Origin of the sequence: Streptomyces sp. NPDC052773, assembly GCF_044547145.1 — a bacterium.
Taxonomy (GTDB): domain Bacteria; phylum Actinomycetota; class Actinomycetes; order Streptomycetales; family Streptomycetaceae; genus Streptomyces.
Window position 1 is genome coordinate 271,959 of sequence record NZ_JBITZX010000006.1, and the last position, 22,524, is coordinate 294,482.

A 22,524-nucleotide genomic window follows, 5' to 3' on the forward strand; every position below is an offset into this window, starting at 1 on the left:
CGTACGAACATATGAAGCCCTGGCCCGGCCCGTACCGTGGAATGAGACGGGTTCATCTCCCGTTAGCATGGACATCCGCACCGATCAAGGCCATTTGGGGAAGGTGTCATGACTGCCAACGTCGACGGAGTGCCCGGAAAATTCGCGACACTCGGGCTGACCTACGACGACGTGCTGCTGCTGCCGGGCCCGTCGGACATGGCACCCGACGAGATCGACACCGCCTCGTACGTCTCCAAGAACGTGCGGGTGAACATCCCGCTGCTGTCCGCCGCCATGGACAAGGTCACCGAGTCCCGGATGGCCATCGCGATGGCCCGCCAGGGCGGTGTCGGCGTGCTGCACCGCAACCTTTCCATCGAGGACCAGGCCAACCAGGTCGACCTGGTCAAGCGCTCCGAGTCCGGCATGGTGACCGACCCGATCACCATCCACCCGGACGCCACGCTCGCCGAGGCGGACGCGCTGTGCGCCCGGTTCCGCATCAGCGGTGTCCCGGTCACCGACGGCGACAAGAAGCTGCTGGGCATCGTCACCAACCGCGACATGGCCTTCGAGACCGACCGCTCCCGCCGGGTGCGCGAGGTCATGACGCCGATGCCGCTGGTCACCGGCAAGGTCGGCATCTCCGGCCCGGACGCCGTCGAGCTGCTGCGCAAGCACAAGATCGAGAAGCTGCCGCTGGTCGACGACGAGGGCGTCCTCAAGGGTCTGATCACGGTCAAGGACTTCGTCAAGGCGGAGAAGTATCCGAACGCCGCCAAGGACGCCGAGGGCCGCCTCCTCGTGGGCGCCGCGGTCGGTGTCGCCGGTGACGCGTTCGAGCGCGCCCAGGCGCTGATCGAGGCGGGCGTCGACTTCATCGTCGTCGACACCGCGCACGGCCACTCCCGCCTGGTCGGCGACATGATCGCCAAGATCAAGTCGAACTCCTCCGGCGTCGACGTCATCGGCGGCAACGTCGCCACGCGGGACGGCGCCCAGGCGCTGGTCGACGCGGGCGCGGACGGCATCAAGGTCGGTGTCGGCCCGGGCTCGATCTGCACCACCCGCGTGGTCGCCGGTGTCGGCGTCCCGCAGGTCACCGCGATCTACGAGGCCGCGCAGGCGGCCCGCGCGGCCGGTGTCCCGGTCATCGGCGACGGCGGTCTGCAGTACTCCGGCGACATCGCCAAGGCCCTGGTCGCGGGCGCCGACACGGTGATGCTGGGCTCGCTGCTCGCGGGCTGCGAGGAGTCCCCGGGCGAGCTGCTGTTCATCAACGGCAAGCAGTTCAAGTCGTACCGCGGCATGGGCTCCCTGGGCGCCATGCAGTCCCGCGGCGACCGCAAGTCGTTCTCCAAGGACCGCTACTTCCAGGAGGGCGTCGCCTCCGACGAGCAGCTGGTCCCCGAGGGCATCGAGGGCCAGGTGCCCTACCGCGGCCCGCTGTCCTCCGTCGTCCACCAGCTCGTGGGCGGCCTGCGCCAGTCGATGTTCTACGTCGGCGGCAAGACCGTGCCGGAGCTGCAGGAGCGCGGCCGGTTCGTGCGGATCACCTCGGCGGGTCTCAAGGAGAGCCACCCGCACGACATCCAGATGACGGTCGAGGCGCCGAACTACAGCCGCAAGTAGTTCCCCCAGGCTCCCGAGGGCGGCTCCGGAACTCCGGGGCCGCCCTTGTCGTACCCGTCGGGGATACTGGAAGGCGCTGAAACGCATCAGGGAAAGGCCACACACGTGACTGAGATCGAGATCGGGCGCGGCAAGCGCGGCCGCCGGGCGTACGCCTTCGACGACATCGCCGTCGTCCCCAGCCGCCGTACGCGGGACCCGAAGGAGGTCTCGATCGCCTGGCAGATCGACGCCTACCGCTTCGAGCTGCCGTTCCTGGCGGCCCCCATGGACTCGGTCGTCTCGCCGGCCACGGCCATCCGGATCGGCGAGCTGGGCGGCCTCGGCGTGCTGAACCTCGAGGGCCTGTGGACGCGGTACGAGGACCCGCAGCCGCTGCTGGACGAGATCGTCGGCCTGGACGCGGAGACGGCGACCCGCCGCCTCCAGGAGATCTACGCCGCGCCGATCAAGGAGGAGCTGATCGGGCAGCGCCTGAAGGAGGTGCGCGACTCGGGCGTGGTCACCGCCGCCGCGCTCTCCCCGCAGCGCACGGCGCAGTTCTCCAAGGCCGTGGTGGACGCCGGCGTGGACATCTTCGTCATCCGCGGTACGACGGTGTCGGCGGAGCACGTGTCGTCCTCGCACGAGCCGCTGAACCTGAAGCAGTTCATCTACGAGCTGGACGTCCCGGTGATCGTCGGCGGCTGCGCCACGTACACCGCCGCCCTGCACCTGATGCGCACCGGCGCGGCGGGTGTGCTGGTCGGCTTCGGCGGCGGCGCCGCGCACACCACGCGCAACGTGCTGGGCATCCAGGTCCCGATGGCGACCGCCGTGGCGGACGTGGCGGCGGCCCGCCGTGACTACATGGACGAGTCCGGCGGCCGGTACGTGCACGTCATCGCGGACGGCGGCGTCGGCTGGTCCGGCGACCTGCCCAAGGCGATCGCCTGCGGCGCCGACGCGGTCATGATGGGCTCGCCGCTGGCCCGCGCCACCGACGCGCCCGGCCGCGGCCACCACTGGGGCATGGAGGCCGTCAACGAGGAGCTGCCGCGCGGCAAGAAGGTCGGCCTCGGCACGGTCGGCACCATCGAGGAGATCCTCACCGGCCCGTCCCACACCCCGGACGGCTCGATGAACTTCTTCGGCGCCCTGCGCCGCGCCATGGCCACCACCGGCTACAGCGAGCTGAAGGAGTTCCAGCGCGTCGAGGTGACGGTGGCGGACTCGCAGCACCGCCGCTAGTCCCCGGCACCTTCGTTGGTCCCCCCGGGGACCCGCGGGTCGTGAAAGGGCCCGTCCACCGAGGTGGACGGGCCCTTTCGTGCCAGGGGCCGCTCAGGCGGCGGCCTTCTTCGCGCCGGAGAACGCCGCGAAGGCGCCGATCGCGAAGAACAGGAAGGTCATGGCGTCGGCCGACTCCTTCCAGGCCTCCGTGATGACGGCGAAGTGCTCGGTGAACATCTCGGTGGCGGAGATGCCGGCGATGTCGGCGCCCAGCAGCCCGACGCCGATGAGCTGGCCGACGTAGACCGCGCCCAGCGACAGGAGCGCGCTGATCACCGGCAGCGCCGGGTTCGAGCCGCCGACCTTGCCCGCGGCGAAGCCGACGAGGAACCCGACGCCGATGGCGGCGTAGCCGATCTCGTACTCGGTGGCGCCGACGATGGCGCCGTAGATTCCGGCCGTGACCAGGGCCACGACGACGGCGGTGACCACGCCGAGGACGACGTTGCCGCCGCGGGCCGGGGCGACGGGCGCCGGCGGCATGGCGCCCGGCTGCTGGGCGAACGGCTGCTGGGCGTACGGGTTGCCGTCGGTCGGCTGCTGCGGCTGCGGCGGAACTGACTGGGTCATGACAGGAATCCCCCCACGGGACTGGTGTGCGAGCGGTGTCCCCGCACGACCGTGCGAGGGGACGCCGAAGATTAACAGGCGCACTCCTCTCGGCCACCAGTGAATTCCCGCGAGGGTGGCTCCTCGGAGCCGGTGCGCGGCGCCTGTCAGAGCCGGTGCGCGGCGCCCGTCGGGGTCGCCCCGCGGGTGTCCAGCAGCAGCTGGGCCTTCACGGACAGGCCCTGGAGGTCGTACGTCCGGTGGTGCTGGAGCAGGATCGTCAGGTCCGCGTCGGCCGCCGCCTCGTAGAGGGAGTCCGCGCGGGGCACCGGGCGGTCCAGGACGCTCCAGGACGGCACGTGCGGGTCGTGGTAGCTGACGGACGCGCCCAGCTCCATCAGCCGCACGGCGATCTCCCGCGCGGGGGTGCCCTGCTGATCGCCGAGGTCGGGCTTGTAGGCGACGCCGAGCAGCAGCACGCGCGCGCCCCGCGCCGACTTGCCGTGCTCGTTCAGCAGCGTGGCCGCGCGCTGCACGACGTAGCGCGGCATCTGCTCGTTGACCTGCCGGGCCAGCTCCACCATGCGCAGCCCGCGTCCCGCCTGCCCGATGAGGTCCTGCGGGACGGCGTGGCCGCCGACGCCGGGGCCGGGGCGGAAGGCCTGGAAGCCGAACGGCTTGGTCTCCGCGCAGCGGATGACGTCCCACAGGTCGACGCCGAGGTCGTGGCAGAGCACGGCCATCTCGTTGACCAGGGCGATGTTGACGTGCCGGTAGTTGGTCTCCAGCAGCTGCACCGTCTCCGCCTCGCGGGTCCCGCGCGCGCGGACCACCTTGTCGGTGAGCCGGCCGTAGAAGGCGGCGGCCGACTCGGTGCAGGCGGGGGTGAGGCCGCCGATCACCTTGGGGGTGTTGGCGGGGGTGAAGGCGCGGTTGCCGGGGTCGACCCGGCTGGGGGAGTAGGCCAGGTGGAAATCGCGTCCCGCGCTGAGGCCCGATCCCTTCTCCAGCAGCGGGCGCAGGAACTCCTCCGTGGTGCCCGGGTGCACGGGCGACTCCAGGATCACCGTGGTGTGCGGGCGCAGCCGCGGGGCCAGGGTGCGGGCGGCCGTCTCCACCTGGCTCAGGTCGAGCCCGCCGTCCGCGGCGCGCGGGGTGGGCGGGCAGATGACGGCGGTGCGCACCCGGCCGAGTTCGGCGGCGCCGACGGCGTGCCGGAAGCCCCCCGAGAGCATCCGGCGCAGTTCGGCGGGGCTGAGCGAGCCGGGCTCCGGGCCGGTCCGGTAGCCGACGGTGGGGATGCCGGCGGCGACGGCGGCCTGGGCCAGCGGCAGGCCGAGCGGGCCGAGTCCGATGACGGCGAGATCTGCGGGCATGGCGTGGGCCGTCCTTCCCAGTAACCGAAGCGGGACAGGTGCGCAAGCCCTGTGGACAGAACGAGCGAGCGCAATGTCAGACTAGGAGTAAATATGACCGATTTGCGGTATTGGGTGGCCGAGTTTCTGCGAGTGTTTCCGTGAGTGTTGTCCACAGGCTGGGCTCGCGTGGTGGCTGAAGTCGGGCATCCCGGTCAGAATTTGGGCAGAGGCATACCGATCAGAGGTGCACCGATCCACACCGGTCACGGTGCACGGAACCGGGCTCGCCCCACGGGTGCGGCCGACGCGACGCGAACAGCGGGAGGCAGCGGTGAGGACAGGGACCCTGGGGCCGGCGCAGCGCGCCGAGTCGCTGGCATCGATGGCCGAGCGGGAACTGGACCTGCTGGTCGTGGGCGGCGGAGTGGTCGGCGCGGGCACCGCGCTGGACGCCGTCACCCGCGGTCTGTCGACCGGACTGGTCGAGGCCCGGGACTGGGCCTCGGGCACGTCGAGCCGGTCCAGCAAGCTGATCCACGGCGGACTGCGCTATCTGGAGATGCTCGACTTCGCACTCGTGCGCGAGGCGCTGAAGGAGCGCGGCCTGCTGCTGGAGCGGCTCGCCCCGCACCTGGTCAAACCGGTGCCGTTCCTCTATCCCCTCCAGCACAAGGGCTGGGAGCGGCTGTACGCGGGCTCGGGCGTCGCCCTCTACGACGCGATGTCCATGGCCCGCGGCCACGGCCGGGGCCTGCCCCTGCACCGCCATCTGAGCCGCCGCCACGCCCTGCGCGTGGCGCCCTGCCTGAAGAAGGACGCCCTCGTCGGCGCGCTCCAGTACTACGACGCGCAGATGGATGACGCCCGCTTCGTCGCCACCCTGGTGCGCACCGCGGTGGCGTACGGCGCGAAGGCCGCCAACCGCGCGCGGGTCACCAGTTTCCTGCGCGAGGGCGAACGCGTCGTCGGCGCGCGCGTACAGGACGTCGAGGGCGGCGGCGAGTACGAGATCCGCGCCAAGCAGATCGTCAACGCCACCGGCGTGTGGACCGACGACACCCAGGCGATGGTGGGGGAGCGCGGCCGGTTCCACGTCCGCGCCTCCAAGGGCATCCACCTCGTCGTGCCCAAGGACCGCATCCACTCCACCACCGGGCTGATCCTGCGCACCGAGAAGTCCGTCCTGTTCGTCATCCCCTGGGGACGGCACTGGATCGTCGGCACCACCGACACCGAATGGGACCTCGACAAGGCCCACCCCGCCGCCTCCAGCGCCGACATCGACTATCTGCTGGAGCACGTCAACTCCGTCCTCGCGGTGCCCCTCACCCGCGACGACGTGGAGGGCGTCTACGCGGGGCTGCGCCCGCTGCTGGCCGGCGAGTCCGACGCCACCAGCAAGCTCTCGCGCGAGCACACCGTCGCCCACCCGGTGCCGGGGCTGGTCGTGGTGGCGGGCGGCAAGTACACGACGTACCGGGTCATGGCCAAGGACGCCGTCGACGAGGCGGTGCACGGGCTCGACCTGCGGGTCGCCGAGTGCGTCACCGAGGACATCCCGCTGCTCGGCGCCGAGGGCTACCGCGCGCTGTGGAACGCGCGGGCGCGCATCGCCCAGCGCACCGGGCTCCATGTCGTGCGGGTGGAACACCTGTTGAACCGGTACGGCTCCCTGGCCGAGGAGGTGTTCGACCTCATCGCCGACGACCCCTCCCTGGGTGAGCCGCTGCCCGGCGCCGACGACTATCTGCGCGCCGAGATCGTCTACGCCGCCTCCCACGAGGGCGCCCGGCATCTGGACGACGTGCTGACCCGGCGCACCCGCATTTCCATCGAGACCTTCGACCGGGGCACCCGCTGCGCCCGCGAGGCCGCCGAACTGATGGCCCCGGTGCTGGGCTGGGACAAGGACCAGATCGAACGCGAGGTCCAGCACTACGAGAAGCGGGTCGAGGCCGAACGCGAGTCCCAGCGCCAGCCGGACGACCAGACGGCGGACGCGGCACGCCTCGGGGCGCCGGACATCGTGCCGCTGTAATCCGCACCGGACTCGCGCCGCTGTCGGCGCCGCCGTCCGCTGCGGCCCCTCCTGCGCCTTCTGAGTGGTCCTCAAGTCGGCGTATGCCGGACGTTTTCCCGGCGTACGCCGACTGTTTCACTCGAACGAGTGTCGCGAATCGGGATCTCTGTTCGGAACCGGCTCGTTCTACGAGTGCGGGGACAGAACCCCGCGGCACGCGACGCGGTGAGCCACCCTGGGCGTCGGGCACTTGTCGGGTGAGGGACAATGGAGGCTCTGTCAGGGCGGGTTGCATGAGGGGACGCATGTCGGAGGCGGAGCGGGCGGGGACATCTCGTCAGGAGACTCGTCAGGACAACAGCGAGCGTCTCCTCGCCGGTCGGTACCGGCTGGGAGACGTGCTCGGCCGCGGAGGCATGGGCACGGTCTGGCGCGCCGTGGATGAGACCCTGGGCCGGACGGTCGCCGTCAAGGAGCTGCGGTTCCCGTCGAACATCGACGAGGACGAGAAACGCCGGCTGATCACGCGGACGCTGCGCGAGGCCAAGGCCATCGCGCGGATCCGCAACACCAGCGCGGTGACGGTCTACGACGTGGTCGACGAGGACGACCGCCCGTGGATCGTGATGGAGCTGGTCGAGGGCAAGTCGCTCGCCGAGGTCATCCGCGAGGACGGCCTGCTGGAGCCCCGGCGCGCCGCCGAGGTCGGCCTCGCCATCCTCGACGTGCTGCGCTCCGCGCACCGCGAGGGCATCCTGCACCGCGACGTGAAGCCGTCCAACGTGCTCATCGCCGACGACGGCCGGGTCGTGCTCACCGACTTCGGTATCGCCCAGGTCGAGGGCGACCCCTCCATCACCTCCACCGGCATGCTCGTCGGCGCCCCCTCCTACATCTCCCCGGAGCGCGCCCGCGGCCACAAGCCCGGCCCCGCGGCCGACCTGTGGTCCCTCGGCGGCCTGCTCTACGCGGCGGTGGAGGGCACCCCGCCGTACGACAAGGGGTCCGCCATCGCCACGCTCACCGCGGTGATGACCGAGCCCCTGGAGGAGCCGAAGAACGCGGGCCCGCTGCGGGACGTCATCTACGGCCTGCTCACCAAGGACCCGGCCCAGCGGCTCGACGACGCGGGCGCGCGGGCCATGCTCAAGGCCGTCATCAACGCGCCGGACCGGGCCGAGCCGGAGCCCGCCGACGCCACCAAGGTCGTACCGCTGCCGGCCCAGCCGGACGCCCCGGCCACCGGCGGCAAGCGCGGCGAGGAGGCGGCCGAGCGGCTGCGCGGTGCCCTGCGCTCCGCGCGCAAGGCCGCGGTCGCGGCGGGCACGGGCGTCTCGGCGGCCTCCCGCACCACCTCCGGCCCCGGCCCCGGCACCCCGGCCGCGGGCTCCGCCCCGACCACGCAGACACCGGGTCCCTCGGACGCGGCGAACGGCGGTGCGAACGGCCGCAGTTCGGGCTGGCCCGTGATGACCCCGCCGCCGGACATGCCTCCGCGGCCCGTGCCCCGGGCGCCCCTCACCGACGTCGTGCCCCGGCGGACCCTGGTCGTCATCGCGGTCGCCGTGGTCGTCGCCGTGCTCGGCGTCGTCCTGGCCCTGACCCTCGGCGGCGACGACGACGGCACCAACCAGTCGAAAGATGCCGGGAACACGGCGGCCGCCGGGGCCGGTTCGGAGCCCGGCACGAAGGCCGACCCGAGCGGCGGCGTGCGCACCGACGGCTCGGCGACCGGCTCGGCCGCCTCCACCCCGGACGGCACGCCGGATACGACGGCGAGCGGCGACGGAGCCGGCGGGGAGGCGTCCTCGGGCAAGGAGTCCGGCAAGGAGACCGGCAAGGACTCCGCGAGCGGCTCCGGCAAGGACGACGACATCGCCGCCGACTCCACCCACCAGGGCAGGCAGGGCTACTCGATCGGCCTGCCCGAGGGCTGGAAGTACCGGTCGTCGGACGCCGCGGGCGACCGCTTCACCGGCCCCGACGGCCAGAAGCTGCTCATCGGCTGGACCAGCACACCCAAGGACGACCCGGTCGCGGACTGGAAGAACCAGGAGCGCTACATGGTCCGCGCGCAGTACGACCGGATCCGCATAGAGAAGGTGGACTACCGCGGCTGGAACACGGCCGACTGGGAGTTCACCTACGTCGACGGCGGCACCGAGTACCGGACCATCGACCGCGGTTTCGTGGTCGACGACGACCAGGGCTACGCGCTGATGTACACGGCGAAGGCCGCCAAGTGGGACGGCGAGCTGCGCAGGATCACCTGGCGGACGCTGACGAAGACCTTCGAACCCAAGGCGTGACCGGTCCCGCGACCGGTTCGCGGACGTGATATCTCGCATCCCCTCCGTACGGGTTGCCTCCGGCACGTATCGTGAGTGCTTGCGAACCGTACGCATCCGGAACCGGCCTATCCGGAACCGGGCGCCGGACGAACGGAACTGACAGCAGGTCGGCCGGGGGAGGCAACGTGGACGACTACGCGGGACGGGTCCTCGCCGACCGCTACCGCCTGCCGCTGCCGCCCGCCGACGAGTACGAACTCACCGAGACCCGTGCCTTCGACACCTACAGCGGGCAGGAAGTCCTCGTCCGGCAGGTGCCGTTGCCGGAGGTCGTCGAGGCGGAGGTGCTGGACGCCGAAGGGCTCCCCGAGGGCTTCACGGCCCGCGACCGGCCCGCCCGGCGGCCGGCCACCGGACGGACCGGCGGGGCGGTGCGGCGGCCCACGGACCCGGCGGTACGCCGGGCGGTGGAGGCCGCGCAGGCCGCGGCCCGCATCCCCGACCATCCGCGACTCGACCAGGTCTTCGACGTGTTCGCCGAGGGCGGCTCGCTGTGGATCGTCAGCGAGCTGGTGCCCGCGCGACCGCTGTCGGCGCTGCTCGCCGAGAAGCCCCTGACTCCCTACCGGGCGGCCGAGGTCGCCTCCGACGTCCTCATGGCCCTGCGGGTCCTGCACGCCCACGGCTGGGTGCACCGCAACATCACCGCCCGCACGGTCCTCGTCTGCGACGACGGCCGCGTCATGCTGACCGGACTCGCGGTCGGCGCGGCGGAGGAGGCGCTGTGCGGGTACGACCCGGTGCCGCCGGAGGAGGGCCCGGAGAGCGAGGGCTCGGGGGACGACGGCCACTGGGGCGCCGACGCCGGCGTCGACCCGAGCGGTGGGTCGTACGTGGGCTCGACTGGTGGCGCGTACGAGAGTTCGGCGGGTGCTGGCTACGCGGGGTCCGCCATCGGTGGGTCCACGAGTCCCGCGGGCAGTCTCCCCGGGGCGGACCCCGAGGCCGCGCGGCGGGCCGCGATCGAGGCGCGGGCGGCCGGCGGGCTGCCGGGCACCGAGCAGGCGGGCGGCATCGCCACGCCGCGCGGGTCGGGAGCCCCCGCGGGCAGGACTCCGGACAGCGGCGACGACATCAGGGCCGCGCGCGCGGGGGCGATCGCCGCGTACCGCGCGGGAGCACGCGCCGCCGCCCGGGTCCAGGAGGCCCGGCAGAGCGACCGCACCGCCCTCCCCGGCGCCCGCCCCGCTCCCGACGACGGCCAGGCCGCCCCCCGCACACCCGGTGACACCGCGGCCGAGTCCCACCCGCCGGGCCGGATAGCCGACCCGTACGGCGTCCGCACCACCGCCCCGTGGCACGGCGCGTCCCCGCGCCCGGGGCAGACACCGGTCCCGGGTGAGACACCGGTCCCGGGCCAGACACCGGGGCGGGGCCAGGCGCCGGACGGCCGGCCCGCGCTCCCGGTGAGCGGCTCCCCGGCCGACCAGCCGTACGGCACGGGCGGACCGCAGCCGGGCGTCCCGGCGCAGTACGGCGGTCCCCGGACCCCGGCCGACGGCCGGACCCTGCCCAGCCCGCAGCAGTACGGCCCTGGAGCCCCCCGGCCCGGCGGCGGCGCCGGACCCGCGGACCGGAACGGCCGTACGGCCCTCACCCCGGGCGGCGGCCCGGAGGCGCCCACCGGTCGCTGGGACGAGCTCGCGGCCGGTGCCCCCGCCCGCCGGGGGCCCACCACCGCGCTCGCCGCCGAGCGGGCGCGGCAGGCGCGCATGGCCGTGGTGGGGCCGGTGACGGAGCGCTGGGCGCCCGAGCAGGCCGGGCCGGTGCACGAGAACTGGCAGCTGGCGCCGCCCATCGGGCCCGCCACCGACCTGTGGGCGCTAGGCGCGCTGCTCTTCCGCGCCGTCCAGGGCCACGCGCCGTATCCCGAGGAGTCGACGGCCGAGCTGGTGCAGATGGTGTGCGCCGAGCCGCCCGCCTTCGCCGAGGAGTGCGGACCGCTGCGCCCGGTCGTGGAGTCGCTGCTGCGTCAGGACCCCACCGAGCGCCTCGACTTCGAGGAGCTGCGCGGCTGGCTGCGCTCCCTGGTGCGCTCGGCGCCCGAGCCGGAGGCCGGGGTGCACGTGGTGGCCGCGCCGCCCGTCGGCACCGGCCGGCTGCCGGTCGTACGCCGCCGGGGCGAGCTGGTGCGCAGGCGGCGAGCCGGACTGCCGGTGCACCACGGGCGGCACAAGCGGGGCAAGGAGAAGGCGCGTTCGCCGCTCAGCCTCGGCCGTACCCTGCTCCTGCTGGTGCTGCTCGGCCTGGGCGCGGCGATCGCGTACGCGATGCTGTTCATGCCGAAGGCCGACGAGAGCGGCGGCGCGGCAGGCACCGAGCGGACCGGTGCGGCGGGGCAGGTGAGCGAGGCGCCCGGCCGGCCGGACGACGCGAGCGGCCGGACCGACCCGGACCAGGCCACCCCCGGCACCGGCGGGCCCTCCGGAACCGCCGGTTCCACCCACACCCAGACCACCGACCCGAAGGCCGCCGACGGCTTCGTCGTGCGCACCGACCCGGAGGGCTTCCGGGTCGCCGTGGCCGAGGACTGGCGGCGCACCCCGAAGAACGGCAGCGGCCAGGTCGTCTACGGCAAGGGTGACTTCGAGCTGATCGTCGTGCCCGGGCGGGACGCCGCGGACGAGTACGGCGACGACCCGATGACGTACCAGCGGGAGCGCGAGCCGGAGTTGCGGCCCTACCGGGAGTCGAGCTGGGCCACCGCGACGGGCCTGAAGTCCATTCAGGTCGGCGAACGGACCATGGCCGAGGGGCAGTACACCTGGACCGGCGAGGACGGTGACGAACTGTTCGTGCGCAACCTGGCGATCCTGGTCGACGGCCGCTATCACGTCCTGCAACTGCGCGGCCCGGAGTCGGAGCGGGACGAGGTGACCCGGCTGTACGAGCAGGCGGCGGCGACCTACCAGGTCACCGGCTGACAGGGCCGCTGGAGCGCCGTGGACCGGCCGTGGGACGTAGTAGCCCGGTTCTTGGGACGAAGTGGACCGGCCGTAGAACGCCGTAGAACGCCGTAGACCGTCGTAGACCGCCGTTGGCCCGCGCGTTTCCCGGGGTTGGGTGAACGGTTCCCGTCCGTCACGGAAAGCGACAACCGTCACAGTGCGGTCTCCGTGCCGCCCCCGTGGTTCCCCGCGAGGGGGCCGCTCCTTACGCTGACCCTGTCAAGAGCATTGCGGGGAAACGTGAATCAGATGCAGGGCCTGCTCCTCGGGGGCCGCTACCGACTCGACGACGCCATCGGCAGCGGCGGCATGGGCCGGGTGTGGCGCGCCCACGACGAGGTGCTGCACCGTGCGGTCGCCATCAAGGAACTGACCGCGGCGCTCTACGTCTCCGAGAGCGACCGGGCCGTCCTGCTGGCCCGCACCCGCGCCGAGGCGCGCGCCGCGGCCCGGATCAACCACTCCGCGGTCGTCACCGTGCACGACGTGCTGGAACACGACGGCCGCCCGTGGATCGTGATGGAGCTGGTCGAGGGCCGCTCGCTCGCCGAGGCCGTCAAGGCGGACGGCCGGGTCGAGCCCGCCGAGGCCGCCCGGATCGGCCTGTGGGTGCTGCGCGCCCTGCGCGCCGCGCACACCGCCGGCGTCCTGCACCGCGACGTCAAACCCGGCAACGTCCTCCTCGCCCACGACGGCCGGGTGCTGCTCACCGACTTCGGGATCGCGCAGATCGAGGGCGACACGACCATCACCCGCACCGGCGAGGTCGTCGGCTCGGTCGACTTCCTGGCCCCCGAACGCATCCGCGGCCACGACCCCGGGCCCGCCTCCGACCTGTGGGCGCTCGGCGCGACGCTGTACACGGCGGTGGAGGGCGGCTCGCCGTTCCGCCGCACCTCGCCGCTGTCCACCATGCAGGCCATCGTCGAGGAGGAGCTCGCCGACCCCCGCCACGCCGGACCGCTCGCGCCCGTCATCGCCGCACTGCTGCGCAAGGACCCCGCCGCCCGGCCCGGCTCCGCCGAGGCCGAACGGCTGCTCGCCGAGGCGGCGGAGGGACGGATCCCGCAGGTCGCGGCGTACGAGGCGACCCGTCCTGTGACACCCCGTCCGGTGGCGGCCGACACCCGGGCCCACACCCGCCCGGACGCCACCGTGCCCACCGGGCCCGCCGCACACTCCGGGTCCACCGCGTACACCGGGCCAACCGGGCCCACCGCGTACACCGGCTCAACCGGGTCCACCGCGCCTTCCGCACCCGCCCTGCCCGCGCCCCGGCGCCGCCGGCTGCGGACGCTGGCGCTGGTCGTCGCGGTGGCCGCGATCGTCGGCGGCGGTACCGCGGCGGCCTGGCAGACCTGGGGCAACGGCAACGGCAACGGGACCGGCGGCACCAGCGCAGGTGCCTCCGCGGCGCCTCTGCCCGACGGCTGGGTGCGTGTCGACGACCCGGTGGGTTTCAGCCTCTCCGTGCCCGGCGAGGACTGGGAGCGGAGCGTGTACAGCGATGACGGCGAACTGACCCAGATCGACTACTCGCCGGACGGCGGAGTGCACCTGCTGCGCGTCGCCGTCGACCTCTCGCCCGACTTCGACAACGCGCGTGACCACCAGCTCGACCTGGAGCAGCAGGTCGGGCGGCTCGCCGAGTACCGGCGGGTGTCGCTGGAGGACGAGCTCTACCGGGACCGCCAGAGCTCCCTGTGGGAGTACACGTGGACCGCGCTGGAGGGTGACCCGGGGCCCTACACGGGGCCGCGGCGCGCCATCGACCGGATGTACCTCGCTCGCGACGGCGTCGAGTACGCGATCTACATGTCCGGCCCGGCGGACGACTGGGAGACGACGCGGCAGCAGTTCACCACGGTGATGCGCAGCTGGCGGCCGGGACACGGGTGACCGGGACGGTCCGCTGACCGAAAGCGTCCCGACCGTCTGACCGAAAGCGTCTGACGGACCGTCGGTTGTCGGCCAACCTGCGACTTTACCCCCGGAGGCGGTGGCTCCGGCTGGGGCATCATGGGCGCATGGGGACCGAGCGGACGGACGGCCGGGTCATCGCGGGGCGATACCGGCTGGAGGCGTTGCTCGGCCGCGGCGGCATGGGCCTCGTATGGCAGGCCACCGACCAGCTGCTGCGGCGGCGGGTGGCCGTCAAGGAGATCGCGCAGGACGCGTCCCTCTCCCCGGAGGAGGCGCGGCGCCAGTGCGACCGCATCCTGCGCGAGGCGCGAGCGGTGGCGCGACTGCGTCATCCGCACGTCATCGTCGTGCACGACGTGGTCGTTCACGACGAACGGCCGTACATCGTCATGGAGTTGATCGACGGCGGCTCCCTCGCCGACCGGATCGCCACGCACGGCCCGGTCGACGCGTACGAGGCCGCGCGGATCGGTGTCCATCTGCTCGGCGCGCTGCGCACCGCGCACGCGGCGGGGGTCCTGCACCGCGATCTGAAGCCCGCCAACGTGCTGATCGAGTCCGGCACCGGCCGGGTCGTGCTCACCGACTTCGGCGTCGCCCAGGTGCCGGGCGCCACCACGCTCACCGAGTCGGGCTCCTTCGTCGGTTCGCCCGAGTACACCGCGCCGGAGCGGATGGCAGGCGCCCGCACCGGACCGGCCTCCGACCTGTGGTCGCTGGGTGTGCTGCTGTGCACGGCGCTCAGCGGGCAGTCGCCGTTCCACCGGGACAGCCTCGGGGGCATCCTGCACGCGGTGGTGGACGACGAGATCCGGCCACCCGAGCAGGCGGCGCCGCTGCTGCCCGTCGTCCAGGGCCTGCTGGAGCGCGACCCGGAGCGACGGCTGGACGCGGCGCAGGCCGAGCGGATGCTGCGCGCGTTCCGGGAGACGGGGCGGATGCCGCCGCCCCGCGGTGCCTCGGGGCGCGGTCCGCGGGACCGGCTGGTGACCGCGTTACTCGTGGCCGCGATGGCGGCGGCGGGGGTGTCGGCCGCGGCGCTGCTGATGACCGGCGGGGGTGGCAACGGCGGTGACCCCCCGGCGCCTCCGACGCCGAGCGTGACGGTGACGGCGACGGTCACGTCGTCGGTCACCTCCAGCCCGCGAGGGGACTCCAGCCCCCGTATAAACGGGAGATAAGCCGCGCTGCGGTCACGGCTCTGTGACCGAGCCCCCTCCCAAGTGGATGCGCAAGCGCTTGGCGCGATATCCATGAACGCATGAGCAACAACGGGGGAGCCCGCTACGGGGCTGACGAGCCGACCAGTTTCGGGCTGCAACCGCCGAATCCGCAGCAGCAGCCGCCCTCCGGTGTTCCGCATCCGGGGAATCCGTACGCGACGCCGACGCCGACGCCGACGCCGAGGCCCACGCCGGCACCGGCCCCTGCCCCGGGCGTTCCGCACCAGCACGCCGGGCAGCAGGGTCACCCGCACCCGGCCGCCGCTGCCGCCCCTGCCCATGCCCCTGCCGCCACCCCCACCTCCACCCCCACCCCCGACCCCGGCGCCGGACGCCTGATCGCCGGCCGCTACCGGCTGCTCGCCAAGCTCGGGAACGGCGGCATGGGCACGGTCTGGCGGGCCAAGGACGAGACGGTGGACCGCGAGGTCGCCGTCAAGGAGCCGCGCGTCCCGGACCACCTCCCCGAACGCGAACGCGCCAACGCCTTCGAGCGGATGCGCCGTGAGGCGCGCGCCGCGGCCCGGCTCGACCACCCCGCGGTCGTCAACGTGCACGACGTGGCCGTCGTCGTCGACGGCCGGCCGTGGATCGTGATGGAGCTGGTGCAGGGACGTTCCCTCGGCGACGCCCTGCGCGAGGGCACGCTGAACGCGCGCGAGGCCGCCCGGATCGGCCTGGAAGTGCTCGGCGCGCTGGAGGCCGCGCACGCGGCCGGCATCCTGCACCGCGACGTCAAGCCGGACAACATCCTGCTCGGCCGGCACGGCCGGATCGTGCTCACCGACTTCGGCATCGCCCAGATCGAGGGCGAGACCAACCTGACCGACACCGGCGGCTTCGTCGGCTCGCCCGAGTACATCGCCCCCGAGCGGGTGCTCGGCCAGCGCCCCGGCCCGGCCGCCGACCTCTGGTCGCTGGGCGTGGTGCTGTACGCGGCGACCGAGGGCGTGTCCCCGTTCCGGCGCAGCAACACCCCGGCCACCCTCCAGTCCGTCCTCAACGCCACGCCCGCGCCGCCCGCCTCCGCGCAGGGCCCGCTCGCCGAGGTCATCAACGGCCTGCTCCAGAAGGACCCGTCGCACCGGCCGAACGCCGCGCGGGTCCGCGCCCTGCTGGAGGCCGCCGCGAACCCGCCGGCGCCCGTGCCCACGCAGGTCGTGACCGTCACCGGCGACTCCGGTTCCCGGGGCGGCGTCCGGATCGGCCGCAAGACGCTGATCGGACTCGGCGCGGCGGTCGTGGCCGCGGCGCTGACGGCGTATCTGGTGATCAGCGAGCCGTTCGCGGGCCCGCTGCCGGACGGCTGGAAGGAGCACCAGGAGAAGGCGCTGGGCGCCACGCTGGCCGTGCCGGAGGTCTACGAGCGCGCCGAGCCGGAGGAGTCCGACGAAGGCCACTGGGTGACGTACTCGGACCCGAGCGGCAGCATCTGGGTCCACCTCAACCTCGACAAGAAGTCGGAGGACACGAACGGCGAGATCGCGGGCTCCGCGGAGGCCGAGATGTACGAGGACGAGGCCACGTACAAGGAGAGCGGCGAGTACGACCTCTCCATGCCGGAGAACCCGAGGACGAATCCCGTCGACGACGCCACGTACCGGGGCCGCCCGGCCGCCGAGAACACGATCACCTACACGACGAACGACACCCAGAACCCGCGCCCGCGCGAGCTGCGGATCTTCTACTACAAGACCAAGGCGACGGGCGACATGTACAAGCTCACCGTCAGCTACCCGAGCAAGGGCGACTTCACCGAGCGCGGACGCGAGGTGGCCAGGACGGCGATCGCCAACCTGGACATCGGCAAGCCCTGAACAGGCAGGCATGGGGCATGAGTGACGGTGGCGAACGGCAGCGCGCCGAACGCGTGATCGGGGGCCGCTACCGGCTCGTCGAGCGGATCGGTTCCGGCGGGATGGGCACCGTCTGGCGCGCCCACGACGAACTCGTGGGCCGCGAGGTCGCCGTCAAGCAGCCCCGCCTGCCGGGCGACCCGGAGGAGGAGGTCCACCGCCGGGCCGCCCGCCGCCTCCACCGCGAGGCCCGCGCCGCCGCCCGCGTCGACCACCCCTCCGCCGTCGCCATCCACGACGTCGTCGAGGAGGACGGGCTGCCGTGGATCGTCATGGAGCTGGTGCGCGGCGAGTCCCTGCACGACCTGCTCGGGCGGGGGCCGCTGGAGCCCGCCGAGGCGGCCCGGATCGGCCTCGCGGTCCTCGGCGCGCTGCGCGCCGCGCACGCCGCCGGGATCGTGCACCGTGACGTGAAGCCCGCCAACGTCCTGCTCGGCCCCCACCGCCGGGTCGTGCTCACCGACTTCGGCATCGCCCACGTCCAGGGCGAGGAACCCCTCACCGCCAGCGGCGAGTTCGTGGGCTCGCTGGAGTTCATCGCCCCCGAGCGGATGTCCGGCCGCGGCGCGGGCCCGGCCTCCGACCTGTGGTCCTTCGGCGTCCTGCTGTACGCCGCCGTGGAGGGCTGGTCGCCCTTCCGCCGTACGGCACTTGAGTCGACGCTCGCCGCGATCCTGACCACGGAGCCGCCCGAGCCGCGGCGGGCCGGCGCCCTCGGTCCGCTGCTGCTGCGCCTGCTGGAGAAGGACCCCGCCCGGCGACCGGACGCGGAGGCGGTCACGGCGGCGCTGGCGGCGGTGGCGAGCGAGGACCCCACGCTCCAGAACCCAACGCTCCAGGATCCCACCGGTGAAGCGGCGCTCCAGGACGCCTCGCGGCTGGAGGAGTTCGGGGACGACATCGGGACGGTGCGGCTGGCGGCACGGCGGGCGGGGGCCGACCCGGAGGCGGACACGCTGTCCGGACCGGCGTCCGAGCCGGCGCCCGGCCCGGTGCCCGGCCCGGCATCCGACACAGCGCCCGACCCGGTGCCCGCCCCGGCATCCGACACAGCGCCCGACCCGGTGCCCGACCCGGTGTCCGCCGTACGACTCCCTCCCCGCCGCCCTCTCCACCGCCGCCCCGCCCCGCTCGCCGCCCTCGGCGGGCTCCTGCTCGGCACCGCCTGGCTGGGCTTCTCCCTCCTCACCGGCCCGGACGGCGGCGCGGCGGCGCGGAACCCGGAGCGGACCGCGGCCGGCCACTCGCCCTCCCCGAAGCCGAGCCCCACCCCGACCACCCCGACCACCGCGACCACATCCACCCCCGCCCTCGACGGCTGGACCGCCCACCACGAGAAGGCCATGCACGCGACCCTCGCCCTCCCGCCCGAATACGAGGAGTTCGCCCGCCAGGGCAACGACACCATCCAGCCGCGCGCGGTGGAGTACGCCGCCGGTTCCGTCCAGGTCCGCCTCACCCAGTGGGACAAATCGCCAGGAACGCCGATGAAGCAGGCGAAACAACACGCGACGACCTTCGAGTTCTACGGCAACGCCCGCACCCGCCACACCCCCACCAGCTTCCAGGGCTGGGACGCCGTCAGGTCCGACAGCCGCTTCGGCGAGGACGGCCTCCGGTACCGCGTCATCGAGCTGCTGTTCCGCACCGACGACGGCCGGTTCTACGAACTGCGCGCCGAGATGCCCGAGGACGCGGCGCAGGAGCGGAAGGGCGAGGCGGTCTTCACCGGCGCCCGCGACCGGCTCGTCGTGGCACCGCCCTGAGCGGGCGCACAACGGCCCTGATCAGCACGTTTGTTGCCAGTGATCGCTGGCGGCATGTGTGCGGTCGGTGAATCCCCATTACCGACGGGTACACAAAGCCTGCGGCGCGGCATACCCTGCGCCTCATGACCGACGCGCAGGCTGTTGAGAAGGCCGGTACCGCCACCAACCCCGTCGCCCCCGTCCCGGCGGGCGTCCGCACCGCCGCCGATGTCGTCACACCCGAGCTGATCGCCCAGCTCACCAAGGGGGTGACCGGCTCCGGACGGACCGCCAACCACACGCCGTTCACCGGTGAGAAGCTGGCCGACCTGCCCGAGTCGACGCCCGAGGACGTGGAGAAGGCGTTCCAGGCGGCCCGCGCCGCGCAGCCGGTCTGGGAGCGCACACCGGTCCGCGACCGCGCCGCCGTCCTGCTCCGCTTCCACGACCTGGTCCTGGAGCGCCAGGCCGAGGTGCTGGACCTCATCCAGCTGGAGACCGGAAAGGCCCGCCTGCACGCCCACGAGGAGGTGCAGGCCGTCGCCGTCGCCGCCCGCCACTACGGCCGCAAGGCCGCCGCCTATCTGAAGCCCAAGCGGCACGCGGGCGCCGTACCGACCCTGACGAAGGTCCTCGAACTGCGCCACCCGCGCGGCGTGGTCGGCCAGATCGCCCCCTGGAACTACCCGCTGGAGCTGTCCGTCGGCGACGCGCTCCCCGCGTTCGTCGCGGGCAACGCCGTGGTGATGAAGCCGGACACGGAGACCTGCCTGACCGCGCTGTGGGCCCGCGACCTGCTCATCGAGGCCGGGCTGCCCGCCGAGGTCTTCCAGGTAGTCCTCGGCGACGGCCCGGTCGTCGGCCCCGAGGTCGTCAGGCACGCCGACTACGTCTCGTTCACCGGCTCCACCCGCACCGGCCGCGAGGTCGCCCAGGGGGCCGCCGCCCGCCTGGTCGGCGTCTCCCTCGAACTCGGCGGCAAGAACGCCATGCTGGTCCTGGAGGACGCCGACCTCGACAAGGCCGCGGCGGGCGCCGTCCGCGCCTGCTTCTCCTCCGCGGGCCAGCTGTGCATCTCCATCGAGCGGCTGTACGTCCACGAGTCGATCGCCGACGCCTTCGCCGAGCGCTTCGCCGCCCGCACCAAGGCCATGCGGCTCGGCACGGCCCTGGCGTACGGCGCCGACATGGGCTCCCTGGTCGGCGAGCGCCAGCTGGAGACCGTCCGGCGGCATGTCGAGGACGCCGTGGCCAAGGGCGCGAAGGTGCTGGCCGGCGGCGTCGCCCGCCCGGACGTCGGCCCGTACTTCTACGAGCCGACCATCCTCGACGGCGTCACCGAACCCATGGCCGTCTGCTCCGAGGAGACCTTCGGCCCAGTCGTCTCCCTCTACCGCTTCACGACCGAGGACGAGGCGATCGAACACGCCAACTCCACGCCGTACGGCCTGAACTCCTCGGTGTGGACGAAGGACGCCCGCCGCGGCCACGCCGTCGCCGCCCGGCTGCGCACCGGCACCGTCAACATCAACGAGGGTTACGCCCCCGCCTACGGCAGCGTCCAGTCCCCGATGGGCGGCATGAAGGACTCCGGTCTGGGCCGCCGCCACGGTGCCGAGGGCATCCTCAAGTACACCGAGGCCCAGACGGTCGCCCACCAGCGGCTGCTGCCGATGGCGCCGTCGCTCGGCATGGACGACGAGAAGTACGCGGCGTTCATGACCCGCAGCCTGCGGCTGATGAAGGCGTTCCGCTTCCGCTAGGACAGGCCCCGAGCCCGGTCTCGGCCCCACCCGCCGTTCTCGACGAGGAGAGCACGTGTCGCAGGAGAAGTCCGTCCAGACCCGGGACGAAAACGGGTACGACTACGACGTCATCGTCGTCGGCTCAGGCTTCGGCGGCTCGGTCACCGCCCTGCGCCTGACCGAGAAGGGCTATCGCGTCGGCGTCCTGGAGGCCGGCCGCCGCTTCACCCGCGACACCCTCCCGAAGAACTCGTGGGACCTGAAGAACTACCTCTGGGCGCCCAAGCTCGGCATGTACGGCATCCAGCGCATCCACCTGCTCGGCAATGTCATGGTCCTGGCAGGCGCGGGCGTGGGCGGCGGGTCGCTGAACTACGCCAACACCCTCTACGTCCCGCCCAAGGCGTTCTTCGACGACCCCCAGTGGCGCCACATCACCGACTGGCAGGACGAGCTGCGGCCGTACTACGACCAGGCCCAGCGCATGCTCGGCGTACGGCTCAACCCGACGATGACGCCCTCCGACGTCCACCTCAAGGACGCCGCCCGGCGCATGGGCGTCGGCGACACCTTCCACATGGCGCCGGTCGGCGTCTTCTTCGGCGACGGCCAGGACGCCGACGGAACCGTGAAGGCCAGGCCCGGCCAGGAGGTTCCCGACCCGTACTTCGGCGGCGCGGGCCCCGCCCGCAGAGCCTGCGCCGAGTGCGGCGAGTGCATGACCGGCTGCCGCCACGGCGCCAAGAACACCCTCAACGAGAACTACCTCCACCTCGCCGAGAAGGCGGGCGCCGTCGTCCACCCGATGACCACGGTCGTCTCCGTCACCGAGGACTCCCGCGGCGGCTACGCGATCGCGACCCTGCCCACCGACAACAAGAAGAAGGGCAAGGGCCGGACCTTCACCGCCCGCCAGGTCGTCCTCGCCGCCGGCACCTACGGCACCCAGACCCTGCTCCACCGCATGAAGGCGAGCGGCCGGCTGCCGCACATATCCGACCGGCTCGGCATGCTGACCCGCACCAACTCCGAGGCCCTCGTCGGCGCCCAGACCACCGACCGGCGCTACCGCAAGGTCAGCGGCGAGCGGCCCGACTTCACCCGCGGCGTCGCCATCACGTCCTCCATCCACCCGGACGAGAACACCCACATCGAACCCGTGCGCTACGGCAAGGGCTCCAACTCGATGGGCAGCCTGTCGATCCTGCAAGTGCCGTACGCCGAAGGCTCCTCCCGGCTGCTGGCCTGGCTCGGCAACGCCGCCCGCCATCCCCTGCTGATGCTGCGCTCGCTGTCCAACCGCCGCTGGTCCGAGAAGACCATCATCGGCCTGGTCATGCAGTCGCTGGACAACTCCCTGACGACCTATCTGAAACCGTCCGGCCTCGGCAAGGGCCTGCTCACCGCCCGCCAGGGCCACGGCGCGCCCAACCCCAAGCAGATCAAGGCCGCCGCGGAGGGCGCCGACGCGCTCGCCGCCTCCATCAACGGCTTCGCCGGGTCCAACGTCGGCGAACTGATGGGCACGCCGCTCACCGCCCACTTCCTCGGCGGCTGCCCGATCGGCGACTCCCGCGAGACCGGCGTCATCGACCCGTACCACCGGCTCTACGGCCACCCCGGCATCTCGGTCGTCGACGGCTCGGCGGTCTCCGCGAACCTCGGCGTCAACCCGTCGCTGACCATCACGGCCCAGGCCGAGCGGGCCATGTCGTACTGGCCGAACAAGGGCGAGGCCGACCCGCGTCCGGCGCAGGGAGCGGCGTACGAACGTCTGAAGCCGGTCGAGCCGAAGCAGCCGACGGTCCCCGCGGACGCGTTCGGCGCGCTGCGGCTGCCGTTCCTCGGGATGCCGGCGGTGCCGCCGAAGAAGCAGGAGCCGCAGGAGGCGTGAGGCGGAAACGCTAAGAGGGACCT

13 protein-coding genes are annotated in these 22,524 nt (G+C 73.1%); 11 read left to right on the forward strand and 2 right to left on the reverse strand.

All coding sequences use genetic code 11. The features are described 5' to 3' along the window. Nucleotides 1-108 precede the first annotated feature (108 nt). Both guaB and ACIG0D_RS16405 read left to right on the forward strand, forming a co-directional pair. Complete coding sequence (gene guaB / locus ACIG0D_RS16400) at nucleotides 109-1,614, forward strand: IMP dehydrogenase (protein WP_399800829.1); 1,506 nt, start codon at nucleotides 109-111, stop codon at nucleotides 1,612-1,614. A 105-nt stretch (nucleotides 1,615-1,719) separates the two neighbouring features. Next, nucleotides 1,720-2,844, forward strand: a complete 1,125-nt coding sequence (locus ACIG0D_RS16405; RefSeq protein WP_365766138.1) for a GuaB3 family IMP dehydrogenase-related protein — start codon at nucleotides 1,720-1,722, stop codon at nucleotides 2,842-2,844. 93 nt (nucleotides 2,845-2,937) lie between these two features. On the opposite strand, the gene ACIG0D_RS16410 is transcribed toward ACIG0D_RS16405, so the two are convergent. Then, nucleotides 2,938-3,456 (reverse strand): hypothetical protein, encoded by a 519-nt coding sequence (locus ACIG0D_RS16410; RefSeq protein ID WP_399800832.1) that lies wholly within the window; start codon nucleotides 3,454-3,456, stop codon nucleotides 2,938-2,940. Nucleotides 3,457-3,602: 146 nt separating this feature from the next. Continuing rightward, nucleotides 3,603-4,811: a nucleotide sugar dehydrogenase gene (locus ACIG0D_RS16415; protein ID WP_399800834.1), complete on the reverse strand. Its 1,209-nt coding sequence runs from the start codon at nucleotides 4,809-4,811 to the stop codon at nucleotides 3,603-3,605. A gap of 313 nt (nucleotides 4,812-5,124) precedes the next feature. Between ACIG0D_RS16415 and ACIG0D_RS16420 the strand changes: the two genes are divergently transcribed. The 9 genes from ACIG0D_RS16420 (at nucleotide 5,125) to ACIG0D_RS16460 (ending at nucleotide 22,501) form a co-directional block, all read left to right on the forward strand. Beyond that, a complete protein-coding gene (locus ACIG0D_RS16420; protein WP_399800837.1) occupies nucleotides 5,125-6,831 on the forward strand; it encodes a glycerol-3-phosphate dehydrogenase/oxidase in 1,707 nt (568 codons plus the stop codon). A gap of 287 nt (nucleotides 6,832-7,118) precedes the next feature. After that, the gene (locus ACIG0D_RS16425; protein ID WP_399800840.1) at nucleotides 7,119-9,122 is read left to right on the forward strand and encodes a protein kinase; all 2,004 of its coding nucleotides are present in this window, start codon (nucleotides 7,119-7,121) and stop codon (nucleotides 9,120-9,122) included. Between the two features lie 167 nt (nucleotides 9,123-9,289). After that, nucleotides 9,290-12,088: a protein kinase gene (locus ACIG0D_RS16430; RefSeq protein ID WP_399800842.1), complete on the forward strand. Its 2,799-nt coding sequence runs from the start codon at nucleotides 9,290-9,292 to the stop codon at nucleotides 12,086-12,088. Between the two features lie 273 nt (nucleotides 12,089-12,361). Further along, a complete protein-coding gene (locus ACIG0D_RS16435; protein ID WP_399801242.1) occupies nucleotides 12,362-14,011 on the forward strand; it encodes a serine/threonine-protein kinase in 1,650 nt (549 codons plus the stop codon). A 128-nt stretch (nucleotides 14,012-14,139) separates the two neighbouring features. Continuing rightward, the gene (locus ACIG0D_RS16440; RefSeq protein ID WP_399800845.1) at nucleotides 14,140-15,216 is read left to right on the forward strand and encodes a serine/threonine-protein kinase; all 1,077 of its coding nucleotides are present in this window, start codon (nucleotides 14,140-14,142) and stop codon (nucleotides 15,214-15,216) included. 80 nt (nucleotides 15,217-15,296) lie between these two features. Further along, nucleotides 15,297-17,075: a serine/threonine-protein kinase gene (locus ACIG0D_RS16445; protein WP_399800847.1), complete on the forward strand. Its 1,779-nt coding sequence runs from the start codon at nucleotides 15,297-15,299 to the stop codon at nucleotides 17,073-17,075. A 17-nt stretch (nucleotides 17,076-17,092) separates the two neighbouring features. Continuing rightward, the gene (locus ACIG0D_RS16450) at nucleotides 17,093-18,880 is read left to right on the forward strand and encodes a serine/threonine-protein kinase (protein WP_399800849.1); all 1,788 of its coding nucleotides are present in this window, start codon (nucleotides 17,093-17,095) and stop codon (nucleotides 18,878-18,880) included. 125 nt (nucleotides 18,881-19,005) lie between these two features. Beyond that, nucleotides 19,006-20,625 carry a succinic semialdehyde dehydrogenase gene (locus tag ACIG0D_RS16455; RefSeq protein ID WP_399800852.1) on the forward strand — a complete coding sequence of 540 codons (1,620 nt, stop codon included), beginning with the start codon at nucleotides 19,006-19,008 and terminating at the stop codon, nucleotides 20,623-20,625. 55 nt (nucleotides 20,626-20,680) lie between these two features. Continuing rightward, complete coding sequence (locus ACIG0D_RS16460; protein WP_399800855.1) at nucleotides 20,681-22,501, forward strand: GMC family oxidoreductase N-terminal domain-containing protein; 1,821 nt, start codon at nucleotides 20,681-20,683, stop codon at nucleotides 22,499-22,501. Nucleotides 22,502-22,524 lie beyond the last annotated feature (23 nt).